This window comes from Ligaoa zhengdingensis (genome assembly GCF_014384885.1).
Lineage (GTDB): Bacteria > Bacillota > Clostridia > Oscillospirales > Ruminococcaceae > Ligaoa > Ligaoa zhengdingensis.
Genome location: NZ_JACRST010000015.1, coordinates 50599 through 62986, shown reverse-complemented (window position 1 = coordinate 62986; position 12388 = coordinate 50599). Strand labels below are relative to the sequence as shown.

Here is a 12388-nt window from a genome sequence, read left to right as displayed (position 1 = left end):
TTCAAAACCGAATGTTGTTCAATTTTCAAGGTTCCGTTCTGGTAAGCGCCCCGCCCCGTCAGGAGTGGAACTTTCTTATCTTACCACACCGCCCTACTGTTTGTCAAGCACTTTTTTTCAATGCTTCTGGCTCGCTTTCGCTCACCCCGTCGGACAGCTTATTTATATTACCACGCCCCTCCCCCTTTGTCAATACTCTTTTGGCAAAAAAGTTAAAAAAATCTCGAATTGTGCTTAGGCTTGCCACTCCAAAAGGATTTTCCTCTATTATAGGAACTATTTGACCATCCGTCAAGATATCGGGTTCTTCGTCTGACCGAAGTACTTATTTTAGATAGGTTATACCCTTATAAAAAGAGAACTGTTTTATTGAATCTGTCCCAAAAAGCGGCCAAAACTTTTTCTTCCATTTTTCCGATAAATATATATCTTTCCGTTTTGTGCATTCGTTTTCGCTAAATAAATTGTTATGATGTTAAAAAAGAGGGCTAAAATCCCTTTTTTGTTATGAAGAGAGAGGATGGTTCACATGAAAAGGAAACTCGTCCACAGAGCGCTCGGCATAATAATGGCCGGAGCGCTTGTGGCGCAGCTGGGTACGACCGCAGTGTTCGGCCTACAGGAGAACCCTATTCCGCCGCAGGCGGAGGGCACCTTGGTCGATCCAATGCCACTGGAGGAAACTAACCAGCCGCTGCCGGATGCCGAAACACCGGCCACAGGCGGCGAGCAGCCGCAAGAAGCGCCCCTTACAGAAATTGAAATCCCGTTTGAAGGAAACAGTGAAGTCCAGCCGAACCTTGCGGCAGCGAAAAATTCCCCGCTCGGCGGGGTCGCGATTTCGGACTGAACTCTGCAGACGGGCAGGAATGGGAGTTCCTGTTCGCGCCCCCGGAGCTGGACCGTCCGGCGGAAAAAGCCGATCTCACCGGCTTTCATTTTTACCGGGACCGCCTTTGAATGGCTGGCTTACCATGAGACCAATTTCACCACGGTAGACGTCTATCTCGATGGGGTAAAACTGACGACCCTGGATCTCAACGCGCCCAACACCAGCGTCGGCGTGAGCAGCGAAAGTGTATACGCGGTGAATGGGTTGGAGGATCGGGAGCACACCGTTCGTCTGGTGGTTCCCGGTGAGGGCGGCATCGCAAGCAAGTATCTGGCTGTGGATGCATTTGTACTCAAGCCGATCTCCCATGTGGAACCCGCCGCGGTGGAAACCGCTCTGGGTACAGCCCCTGTACTGCCGGAAACGGTGACTGTGGGCTACGGCGCACAGGAAACAGCGGTCTATCCGGTGGTCTGGGATGCCGTCACAGAGGACCAATATGGAAGACCCGACACATTCACGGTGAGCGGAACGATGACCGGCACTTCGGAAACCGCTGTCTGCACCGTTACCGTGACGGGCGAGCAGCCCTCCGACGTAGACAAGACTTCGCTGAAGGCGCTGATCGCGACGGTCGAGGGGAAATACGACAAAGACCGCTACACCGCAGAGAGCTGGAAAGCTCTGACCGATGCGCTGAATGCAGCGAAGACGGTCGTTGCTGACGTGGCTGCAACCGAAAGCCAGGTGTTCGATGCCTACCTCGCGCTGGTAGCGGCGCGCGACGGCCTGACCTATGCGCCCGACAAGAGCCTGCTTACGCTGGCGGTCGAGATCGCGGAAGACCTGTTGAAGGACGAAAGCCTGACTGCGGCCACGAAGGAAGCGCTACAGGTGGCAGTGAACAGCGCGAAAGCGGTGCTGGATAACGCGGACGCGACGCAGGCTGAGATCAACACCGAGTACGAAGCGGTGATGACCAGGATCACCGAACTGGTGAAAGCGGATAAGACCCTGCTGAGACAGCTGATCGCAGCGGCGGACGCATTGGAAGAAGGCAACTACCGCCCGAGCAGTTGGGCGAACCTGCAAGCGGTGTTGACCGAGGCGAAGGCAGTGGAAGCAAACGGCAACGCGACCGAGGCGATGATCGCAGAGGCGTGCAGCAAGCTGACAGCCGCAATCAACGCATTGCAGAGCGAGTTCAACTATGCGGCGATCAACGCAGCGCTCAAGCTGGCGAAGGAGATCCTGGCTGACAGCAAGTACGACGAGGCGAGCAAGACCGGCCTGGCCGAGCTGGTGGCCAAAGCGGAAGCGCTGTGCGAGAGCGATGAAGCAACCCAGAAAGGTCTCGACGATATGGCAGCGGAGCTGACCAGAGCGATCGCGAAGGTGCGCCTGGCGCAGGCGGTGGCCGAAGTGAATGAGCTGAACACGGCGCGATACACGGCGGCAAGCTGGAATGCGGTGCAAGCAGCGCAGGCGGAAGCGAAGGCGCTGCTGGCGAAGCGAACAGTGCGAACGAGACGATCGGCGGCGCGCAGCAAGCGGCGGCGTGAGCTATCTCATGCTCCAGAAAAAATTCAAAAACTAGATATAGCCGATAGAAAAATCCCCCGCCCATCTTGCAAAATAGGCGGGGGATTTTATACTGTTTTGGAAAACGTGCCCTGGCGCGGACAAAAAATCGCGCCTCAGGGAGGTCCTGAAGCGCGATTTGGGTGCAGGTCCAACCTGCTGGTACGCCCGACAGAATTCGAATCTGCGACCTTTGGAGTCGGAGTCCAACGCTCTATCCAGCTGAGCTACGGGCGCGTATTGGGTTGCTACCTGATGTTCCACCGTCCAGCAGATCATCATTTTGATAGCGCCTAATTATTATAGCATATTTTTAGGTGGATGAAAACACCTTCGTCCAAATCTTTTGAAATATTTTTCTCTTGCAAATCCTGCGGCACCGGTTAAAATGGAACTGTGAGGTGATCGGATGTTTTATACACTCGGTGAAAATTTGGAGCCGTGGCCGGAGGACAAAGAAATCACCTGGGACCATGTCCTGGGGTTGCTCCCGCAGGAGGAAGCCTCCCTTTCTTTTCTTCCCGACCGGTTTGCGGCCTACCGCCCGCTCCTTTTAAAAACGGTCCGTTTCTGCAAAGTGGAAAACGAAGCGGACTATCTGTACGGCACCCTGCTCATTCCAGGCAAGGGTGAATCAAAAAGAAAGCAGGGCATCTCTTTTTTTCTATGGGATGGCAACCTGCTTCTAATCGGTGACGACAGCTTTCTGTCCGCCTATCTGCTCACCTTTCAATCGGTGAAAAGCAGGGGGCCCATCGACGCGGGGCTTGTGTTCTGCGACCTTTTGAACTATCTGATCGGAAATGACCTCACCTATCTGGAGGAGCTGGAGAACCGCGCTGAGCGGATGGAGAGTGCGGTCCTTTCGGATTCCACCGAACATTTTGATCACAGGATGATGGGCCTGCGCAAGGAACTGGCGGCTTTTTCTCATTACTACAGCCAGTTGGCGGATCTGTCGGTCTCTATTCAGGAAAATGCCGACTCCTTTTTTTCTGAAAAGGAGCTGCGGGCACTCCGGCTGTTCGCGGAACGTGCTGAACGGCTGCGGCAGGAGACACAGATGCTGCGTGAGTATTCCATGCAGATTCGGGAGGTCTATCAAGCGCAAATCGATATCCGGCAAAATAAGATTATGAAGATTCTGACGATTGTCACCACGATCTTTCTCCCCCTCTCGCTGATCGCCGGCTGGTATGGAATGAATTTTGTCCATATGCCAGAGCTCTCCTGGCGCTTTGGATATCCCGCGGTCTGCCTGTTGAGCGCCGCAATCCTGCTGTTCTGTATCTGGTTTTTTAAGAAAAAGCGTTTTTGGTGATTGTTTTTCTGCCGAGGTGGGATAAATTCACATTTGCCTTTTGTTTCGCTTTCTGTTAAACTGAGTTTCGTCTTAAAATTGAATTTTGAGGAATGCGTTTTTAAACGTATTTCCTCGCTTTACCGCCGGGTAAAGCCGCTTGATGAGCGTTCGGATTTCATACCGTAGGCCTTTGAAGGTATGAAAATTCGGGCGTTTTTTCTGTGATAAGGCATGTTCCGGCCATTCCATTACAATTTATTCCTGTCAGATTTTCGTGTGGGCAGGGACACACTTCTATTATCTTTATCCATGCGCGGCAGCGAAAGGAGTTATCGATGAAACCCAACGCCATTCTCAAGGATTTTACGCATTTTGTCTCGCTTAATGTGCTCGGCATGATCGGCCTGTCCTGTTACATCCTGGCCGACACCTTCTTTGTTGCCAAGGGGCTTGGCACAAACGGTCTCACCGCCCTGGGGCTTGCAATCTCGGGATACAGCTTCATCCAGGGCACCGGCCTGATGATCGGGGTGGGCGGCGCGACGCGGTACGCCATTTGGAAATCGCAGGGGAAGCACGATGCGGCAAACCGTGTCTTTACCCACTCAGTAGTACTGGCAATCGCCGCCGGATTCCTGTTTGCGGCGGCCGGCCTCTTTCTTTCCACGCCGATCAGCCGCCTGCTCGGCGCGGATGGGCTGATCCTCGACATGACCGCTCTCTACCTGAAAACCGTCCTCTGCTTCTCTCCATTTTTCATCCTCAACAACCTGATGCTGGCCTTTGTTCGCAATGACGGCAACCCTCACCTCGCCATGGCTGCCATGCTGGCGGGCAGCCTGAGCAATGTGCTGCTGGATTACATCCTCATCTTCCCCCTCGATATGGGCATCTTCGGCGCCGCCCTCGCAACCGGCCTCGCCCCGATCCTCGGCATGGCTGTTCTGTCCATCCATATCGTAAAGCGGCGCAACGGGTTCCACCTGCGCCGTATCCGGCCCGACCCAGCTTGCGCGCTTGACCTGTGCTCGCTCGGTCTCTCCTCGCTGATCACTGAACTCGCGTCCGGCCTTGTGCTGATCGTCTTCAACCTGGTCATCCTGCGCCTGTCGGGAAACATCGGGGTCGCCGCCTACAGCGTGGTCGCCAATCTCTCTCTGGTCGTCATCTCCATCTTCACAGGGATCGCCCAAGGACTACAGCCGCTGGTCAGCAGCAGTTATGGCCGCGCACAGTATGTAGAACTGAGCCAGTTGTTGCGTTATGCCGTCCTGTTGTCGGTCGTGTTGGCCGTCCTTCTGTATCTCGTGGCCTGCCTGTTTTCGGACGGGCTGGTCGCGATCTTCAACCGGGAGGCCGACCCGCAGCTGGCGGCGCTCGCCAAAGACGGCCTTCTGCTTTACTTCGCCGGATTCCTGTTCGCAGGCTTCAACATTGTCACGTCCGCCTATCTCAGCGCAGTCGCGCAGCCGCGCCCTGCCTTTGCGGTCTGCATTCTGCGGGGGTGTGTGGCGATCCTCCCAGCGGTGTTTGCGTTGGCCGCCCTCTGGGGGATGAACGGGGTATGGCTTTCCTTCCCTTGCGCGGAGGCAATCGCCTCTGTTGCCGGGATATTTGCACTGCGCCGCTCCTTCCCCGGCGAAAAGCAGAAAAACTCCCCTGTTTCGCCAATTCGCCCGGTGTGATATAATAGCCGCAAATGGAAATGCACAGGCGGCTTATACTTTTACAGGTAGATAGTTTCGCCGATGATGCATTGGAAGGGGATCAAACGATGAAACTGCTTTTTAAACAACGCTTTTTTTCGTGGTTGGACAGCTACGATATTTTTGATGAGACGGGCAATGTGGTGTTCCAAGTTGAGGGACGAATCTCATGGGGGCACTGTCTCGAAATCTACAACATGGCGGGCCTGCACCTTGGCACTGTGAAGGAAGAGGTATTGACCTTTTTGCCCCGATTCCGCATCTATGTAGCGGATCAACTGATGGGGGAAATCCGCAAGGAGTTCACCTTCTTCCGGCCAAAATTCACGCTGGATTTTAACGGATGGACGGTGGAAGGGAACTTCTGGCAATGGGATTACGAGGTGATGAACGGCAGTGAAACCATCATGCGCGCCTCCAAGCGGCTGTGGAACTTCACCGATACCTATGAAATCGACGTAGTAAAGCCGGAAAATGTCCTCTATTCTCTGATGATCGTGCTCGCAATCGATGCGGCGAAATGCTCTTCCGGCAACGACTAAGCGACACGCTTTCTTTCCCATGCCTTTTACGGATGAAGTTACATGCCATTTCATTTTTTGCTGAACACAAGAAATACCCGGCGCATCCTTTACAGGATACGCCGGGTTCTGTTTTTTAAAATAAATATTTTCTCACAATTCATATGAAATTGGCATCCCGAAACAGAGGGGGCAACGGTAGTCCCTTCGGGAGTTTCCATCGCTTAAACCCACCACGCGACTATCGCATGGTTTTCCCTGATATAAAAAACGCCGGAGGAAACTACTTCTCTGGCGTTTTTTAATAGAAGGGGCGGACATTTTAGATTCCATCTCCGTTGCGGGCGCCTTATCCGAACAAAAAGACAGAGTCCGAACGCGAACTGCGTCCAGACTCTGTCTGGTGGTTGCGGGGGTAGGATTTGAACCTACGACCTTCGGGTTATGAGCCCGACGAGCTACCGAACTGCTCCACCCCGCGATATCTAATTTTGAGTGCTTTATTATTATACTATATCTAATTAGAAAAAGCAATACCCTTTGTAATTTTTTTTACAAAGGGTATTTTTGCTCTTTTCTCACTCGGTGATATCGTCGCCTTCCACGCTGGTATCGTCCACCGGAGCGGACACATACTCGGGGGAGGTCGCTGCCTCCGACACCGCCTCGGGCTGATCGTCGACATAGTATTCCATATCGTAATCACCCTGCGCGTCCGGAACATAATCCTCCTCGACATCGCCGCACTCAAGGCATCTGCGGCTTCTCATATAGGCCACCAGCCCGAGCAGTGCGCCTGCCACCGCAATCAGCGCGATGATGATTGATACCAAGGTTCCTTTTTTCATAGGAGGGCCTCCTTTCATCCTCAGAGTTTATTTTTTCCAGCGAAACTGGTTTTATTATAAGCCCACTGGCGCAAAATAACAAGCATTTTTTCAATAAAACAAAAGGCCTGCGTTTCCATGGTAGTATACGCAGGCCCTTTGCATTTATGCTCCGAATGAATTAGCGGATAATCGACTCGCCGGTGATCTCCGGGGGCTGTTCCAGACCCAAAACCTTTAACATAGTGGGGGCGATATCGGCCAGGCGGCCGCCCTCACGCAACTCGCAGGGATACCCCACCACCAGGAACGGCACCGGATTGGTGGTGTGCGCGGTGAACGGCGAGCCGTCCTCCTCGTACATCTTATCCGCGTTTCCGTGGTCAGCGGTGATCAGCAATGCGCCCCCCTTGGCCAAGATGGCGGAAACCCCCTTGCCCACGCAGGCGTCAACCGCCTCCACCGCTTTGACCGCTGCCTCGAACACGCCGGTGTGGCCGACCATGTCGCAGTTCGCATAGTTGCAGATGATTACGTCGTATTTGTCGCTCTCAATCCGCCCCAGCAACTCCTCGGTCACCTCATAGGCGCTCATCTCCGGCTTGAGATCGTAGGTGGCGACCTTGGGGGACGGGATCAGCGCACGGTCCTCACCCTGGTAAGCCTTCTCCACGCCGCCGTTGAAGAAGAAGGTGACGTGGGCATATTTTTCGGTTTCCGCGATGCGCAGCTGAGTCAGGCCCTTGTTGGAGATATACTCGCCGAAGGTATTTGTAAGAGATTCCGGCTTGAAAGCGACATGCACATTGGGCATGGTCACGTCGTACTGGGTCATGCACACAAAGTACAGCGGGAAGAACCCGTTTTTGCGCTGGAAGCCCTCGAACGCCTCATCCACGAGGGTGCGGGTGATCTCACGCGCGCGGTCAGGGCGGAAGTTGAAGAACACAACCGAATCATTCGCTTTGATGGTAGCGCCCTTTGCGCAGACGGTGGGGATGACAAATTCGTCGGTGACATCATCGGCGTAAGATTTCTCCATCGTGTCCACGGCGCTGGGGTTCTGGTTGCCTTCGCCGTAAACCATCGCCGCATACGCCTTCTCCACGCGCTCCCAACGGTTGTCGCGGTCCATCGCGTAGTAGCGGCCCATCACGGTGGCGATGCGGCCGACGCCGATCTCCGCCATCTTCGCCTCCAGCTCGGCGAGGTAGTCGCGGCCCGAGGAGGGGGGAACGTCGCGGCCATCCATGAAGCAGTGGACGTATACCTCGGAAAGCCCCGCCTTTTTGGCGAGTTCCAGCAGGCCGTACAGGTGCTGGTTGTGGCTGTGCACGCCGCCGTCCGACACGAGGCCCATCAGATGCAGTGCGGAGCCGTTCTTTTTGCAGTTTTCCATCGCGCCGAGCAGCGCCTCATTCTGGAAGAAATCGCCGTCCTGGATCGATTTCGTGATGCGGGTGAGCTCCTGATAGACGATGCGGCCCGCACCGATGTTGGTGTGGCCCACCTCGGAGTTGCCCATCTGCCCGTCGGGCAGGCCCACATCCATGCCGGACGCGCCGATCAGGGTGTGCGGATATTCGGCGAACAGCCGGTCCAGGTTGGGGGTGTTGGCCGTCTTGACCGCGTTGCCGTATTCGCTGGGATTGTAGCCAAAGCCATCTAAAATAATCAAAGCGAGGGGTCGTTTTGCCATAGTGATCCATCCTTTCCGGGCAAGGCCCGGTGAACCACCGGGTATGCCAAATACAAGATACAGGAAATTCCGCCGGATTGCCCCGCCTTAGCGGCTGGCAGCCTTGACAATCGCCGCAAAATCGGGCGCTTTCAGGGACGCGCCGCCGATCAGGCCGCCGTCCACATGCTCTTTATTCAACAGCTCCTCGGCATTGCCCGCGTTCATCGAACCGCCGTACTGCACCGTGACAGCATCCGCCGCAGCTTTGCCGTACAGCTTCGCGATCACGCCGCGGATGCAGCCGTTGACCTCATCCGCCTGATCGGCGGTTGCGGTCTTGCCGGTACCGATCGCCCAGACCGGCTCGTAGGCGATAATGATCTTTTTGAGCTCCTTCTCCGAGACGCCCTGCAGCGCGATTTTGGTCTGCATCCCGACGATCTCCTCGGTGACCCCCTGTTCGCGCTGCTCCAGCAGCTCGCCCACGCAGAGGATGACGGTGAGGCCCGCGTCGAGAGCCGCGCGCACGCGCTTGTTGACGGTGACGTCGGTCTCACCGAAATACTGGCGGCGCTCTGAATGGCCGATCACGACATACTGTACGCCCATTTCCGCGAGCATATCCGCCGAAATTTCGCCGGTGAACGCGCCGGATTTCGCCCAGTGGCAGTTCTCCGCGCCCACGCCGATGTTGGTGCCCTTGGTGAGCTCCAGGGCGGTTTCGAGGTTGGTATAGGGCACGCAGATGACCACATCGCAGCCCGCGTCCGCCACGAGGGGTTTGAGCTCCTCAATGAGTGCCTTCGCCTCGGGGCGGGTTTTGTTCATCTTCCAGTTGCCGGCGATAACCGCCTTGCGCAGTGCTTTATTCATAACAAGTCTTCTCCTTTGTTGTTTTTCAATGGAACAGGGCGCGGTGATCTGCCCGCGCCCTGTCGTCAGACGGGCAGCCGCCCGTTCTCACTCATGTTCAAAAGGCAGGGCCGCGCTGCAACCGGATTCAGCGGTCGTTCACGCAGGCGATGCCCGGCAGCTCCTTGCCCTCGAGGAACTCCAGGGAGGCGCCGCCGCCGGTGGAGATGTGGGTCATCTTGTCGCCGAAGCCCAAGGTGTTGACCGCAGCCGCGGAATCGCCGCCGCCGATGATGGTGATGGCGTCGGTCTCAGCCAGCGACTTGGCCACCGCGATGGTGCCCTTCGCAAGGATCGGGTTCTCGAATACGCCCATGGGGCCGTTCCACACAACCGTCTTGGCGGATTTCACTTCGTTGGCAAACAGCTCGGCCGTCTTGGTGCCGATATCCAGACCCATGTAATCGTCCGGGATCTTATCCGCATCGACCACCTTGACCTCGATCTCCGCATCGATCGGATCGGGGAAGGATTTGGCGATGGTGCAGTCGATGGGCAGCAGGATCTTGACGCCCTTCTCGTCCGCCTTCTTCAGCATCTCCTTGCAGTAGTCGATCTTCTCGTTGTCCAGCAGGGAGGTGCCCACGCCGTAGCCCTTGGCCGCCAGGAAGGTGTACGCCATGCCGCCGCCGATGATGAGGGTGTCGGCCTTGCTCAGCAGGTTTTCGATGACGTTGAGCTTATCCGCGACCTTCGCGCCGCCCAGGATGGTGACGAACGGACGGGCCGGATCGTTGACTGCGTTACCCAGATATTTGAGCTCCTTACCCATCAGGTAGCCGACGGCCGCCTCTTTTACAAAGGAAGCCACGCCCACGGTGGAGCAGTGCGCGCGGTGCGCAGCGCCGAACGCGTCGTTGACGAACACCTGTCCGTCGCACAGCTCAGCCAGCTCCTTGCTGAACGCCTCGCCGTTCTTGGTCTCCTCCGCACGGTAACGGGTGTTTTGCAGCAGCACCACGTCGCCGTCCTTCATCGCGGCGACCGCTTTCTTGGCGTTCTCGCCCACCACATTGTCGTCAGCTGCAAAGACGACCTCTTGGCCCAGCAGCTCGGAGAGACGCGCAGCGACAGGGGCCAACGAAAGCTCGGGCTTCGGCTCGCCCTTGGGCTTGCCCAGGTGGGAGCAGAGGATGACCTTGCCGCCGTCCGCGATCAGTTTTTTGATGGTGGGCAGCGCCGCCACGATGCGGTTTTCATCGGTAATCACGCCGTTTTTCAGAGGGACGTTGAAGTCGCAGCGCACCAAAACCTTTTTGCCGGCGACGTTGATATCATCGACGGTCTTCTTGTTGAGAGCTGTCATATCGTTCTTCCTTCCTGTATTCAAAAATTCTATTTTCCGCCTGATGCCAGGCATTGTTAAACGTATCACAAATCCATCCTTATTGTAGCTGATACCCCGCAGATTTGCAACTGTACAGTTTGACAAAAAGCCGATTTTTAGCGCTATTTTTTGGTTCTTTTTTCCCCGAGCACCGCCACAGCCGCCAGACGCGGGCCTGCATTGATGGTGATGCACGCGCCCGCATAGTAAAGCCCCACCGGCTTTTGCCCGGTTCGCTCCTCCATCAGGGCGGCCGCCTGCTCGCCCACCTCGTCGGTCAGCGCGCGGATGCACAGATAGGGGGAATCGCCCTTACGATCGCGGCAGGCAAAATCAACCAGCCTGGGAACCACATTTTTGTCGCCGCGCACCTTGTCGACGATCTTCATCTCCCCATCGATGATCGAAAGGATCGGCCGCAGGCCCAGGACATCCCCCACAAAGGCGGCGGCGCAGCTGATGCGGCCGGACTTTTTGGCAAACTCGAGGGAATACACGCCGAAGTAGATCTCCAGCCGGTCGAAGAAGTCGTAGAGGAATTCCACCACCTCAGTGCACGGCTTGCCCGCCCGCGCGAGCTTGGCGGCCTCCACCTGCGCCAGGCCGTAGGGGATGGTGTAGGTCTTGGAGTCGATCACGACCACCTCCAGCTTGCCGCTGGCCTCGGGGCAGTCGTCGTAGAACAGGGTTTTGGCCATGTTGGCGGCCTCGAACATATTGGAGCCCTTGGAGTTGATTGTGGTGACCACCACATGGGTATACCCCTGTTCAAACGCCGCGCGGTATTGGTCGGCAAACGCGATGTGGGTGATATGGCTGGTCACCGGAATGGTCTTGGCGTCCAGCAGGATTTTGTAAAACTCCTGCGCGGTGAAATCCACCCGCTCGTGGTAGCCCACGCCATCCACCGCGATGGGGATGGGCAAAACGGCGATATCGTATTCGCGCGCCAGTTCCTCCGGCAGGTCGCAGGCGGAATCGGTCAAAAATTTGATTTTATCCAAGCTGTTTATCCTCCCATTTATATTTGGTGAGCTGACCCGCCGAGGAAAGTTCGGGATAGCCCCATTGGCGCAGCGCCTCGTAGGCGGCCACCGCCACGGTATTGGACAGGTTGAGGCTGCGCGCCTGGGTGATCATCGGCAGGCGCACGCAGCGGTCGGGATGGTCGAAGAGCAGCGGCTCGGGCAGGCCCGCGTCCTCCCGGCCGAACACCAGGTAGGCGTTGTGCGGGAAGGCCACTTCGCTGTGGATCCGCCGCCCCTTGGTGGTGAAATAAAAAAACTCCCCGCCCGCGTTCCTCCGGAAAAAGTCCTCGGTATTTTCGTAATAGGTAATGTCGAGCAGGTGCCAGTAGTCCAGCCCCGCCCGTTTGAGCTTTTTATCATCGATGGTAAAGCCCATCGGGCCCACCAGATGCAGCCGCGCGCCGGTCGCTGCGCAGGTGCGCGCAATGTTGCCGGTGTTCTGCGGGATCTGAGGTTCGACGAGCACAAGGTTTAAGGTAGGCATTCTGTTAAGACGCGCTCCCTTTCTTGCAGTATTTCCGCTTTGGCGCCCCGTCAAACGGAATTTGCCAAAACATCCCCGATTATTATACCCGTTCACTTCTGATTGCACAATAGGAAGGTTTGGATTTTCGCGGAATTTTTGCGCTTTTGTGTAGTTTTTGCGCCGTTTTACCCCATCGGGGCGGGG

The 12388-nt window shown here is 56.2% G+C and carries 11 protein-coding genes, 2 tRNA genes and 1 pseudogene; 6 read left to right on the top strand and 8 right to left on the bottom strand.

What is annotated here, in order from left to right:
- From H8711_RS09800 to H8711_RS14365, 3 genes and pseudogenes are all read left to right on the top strand, one after another.
- Window positions 1–284 (top strand): hypothetical protein (locus H8711_RS09800; protein ID WP_249283291.1); only part of this gene is annotated, 284 nt, incomplete at its 5' end.
- 245 nt (window positions 285–529) lie between these two features.
- Complete coding sequence (locus H8711_RS09795) at window positions 530–850, top strand: hypothetical protein (RefSeq protein WP_249283290.1); 321 nt, start codon at window positions 530–532, stop codon at window positions 848–850.
- Between the two features lie 213 nt (window positions 851–1063).
- Window positions 1064–2014, top strand: a pseudogene (locus H8711_RS14365) (Ig-like domain-containing protein); the annotation flags it as partial.
- A 559-nt stretch (window positions 2015–2573) separates the two neighbouring features.
- On the opposite strand, the gene H8711_RS09790 reads toward H8711_RS14365, so the two are convergent.
- Window positions 2574–2650 (bottom strand) — tRNA-Arg (locus tag H8711_RS09790).
- Between the two features lie 172 nt (window positions 2651–2822).
- Between H8711_RS09790 and H8711_RS09785 the strand changes: the two genes are divergently transcribed.
- The 3 genes from H8711_RS09785 to H8711_RS09775 all read left to right on the top strand — a co-directional run bounded on the left by H8711_RS09785 (window position 2823) and on the right by H8711_RS09775 (window position 5964).
- A complete protein-coding gene (locus tag H8711_RS09785; protein WP_249283289.1) occupies window positions 2823–3734 on the top strand; it encodes a magnesium transporter CorA family protein in 912 nt (303 codons plus the stop codon).
- Between the two features lie 317 nt (window positions 3735–4051).
- Window positions 4052–5401 carry an MATE family efflux transporter gene (locus H8711_RS09780; RefSeq protein ID WP_249283288.1) on the top strand — a complete coding sequence of 450 codons (1350 nt, stop codon included), beginning with the start codon at window positions 4052–4054 and terminating at the stop codon, window positions 5399–5401.
- 89 nt (window positions 5402–5490) lie between these two features.
- The gene (locus H8711_RS09775; RefSeq protein ID WP_249283287.1) at window positions 5491–5964 is read left to right on the top strand and encodes an LURP-one-related/scramblase family protein; all 474 of its coding nucleotides are present in this window, start codon (window positions 5491–5493) and stop codon (window positions 5962–5964) included.
- 383 nt (window positions 5965–6347) lie between these two features.
- On the opposite strand, the gene H8711_RS09770 is transcribed toward H8711_RS09775, so the two are convergent.
- The 7 genes from H8711_RS09770 to H8711_RS09740 all read right to left on the bottom strand — a co-directional run bounded on the left by H8711_RS09770 (window position 6348) and on the right by H8711_RS09740 (window position 12202).
- A tRNA-Met gene (locus H8711_RS09770) sits at window positions 6348–6424 on the bottom strand.
- A 97-nt stretch (window positions 6425–6521) separates the two neighbouring features.
- Window positions 6522–6791, bottom strand: coding sequence for a hypothetical protein (locus H8711_RS09765; protein WP_249283286.1), 270 nt, complete (start codon window positions 6789–6791; stop codon window positions 6522–6524).
- A 160-nt stretch (window positions 6792–6951) separates the two neighbouring features.
- Window positions 6952–8469 carry a 2,3-bisphosphoglycerate-independent phosphoglycerate mutase gene (gpmI, locus tag H8711_RS09760; RefSeq protein ID WP_249283285.1) on the bottom strand — a complete coding sequence of 506 codons (1518 nt, stop codon included), beginning with the start codon at window positions 8467–8469 and terminating at the stop codon, window positions 6952–6954.
- Between the two features lie 87 nt (window positions 8470–8556).
- The gene (tpiA, locus tag H8711_RS09755; RefSeq protein WP_249283284.1) at window positions 8557–9324 is read right to left on the bottom strand and encodes a triose-phosphate isomerase; all 768 of its coding nucleotides are present in this window, start codon (window positions 9322–9324) and stop codon (window positions 8557–8559) included.
- 127 nt (window positions 9325–9451) lie between these two features.
- Window positions 9452–10669 carry a phosphoglycerate kinase gene (locus H8711_RS09750; protein ID WP_249283283.1) on the bottom strand — a complete coding sequence of 406 codons (1218 nt, stop codon included), beginning with the start codon at window positions 10667–10669 and terminating at the stop codon, window positions 9452–9454.
- A 143-nt stretch (window positions 10670–10812) separates the two neighbouring features.
- Complete coding sequence (locus tag H8711_RS09745; RefSeq protein ID WP_249283282.1) at window positions 10813–11694, bottom strand: DegV family protein; 882 nt, start codon at window positions 11692–11694, stop codon at window positions 10813–10815.
- A complete protein-coding gene (locus tag H8711_RS09740; protein WP_249283281.1) occupies window positions 11687–12202 on the bottom strand; it encodes a tRNA (cytidine(34)-2'-O)-methyltransferase in 516 nt (171 codons plus the stop codon). Before H8711_RS09740 ends, H8711_RS09745 begins: the two co-directional genes overlap by 8 nt.
- Window positions 12203–12388 lie beyond the last annotated feature (186 nt).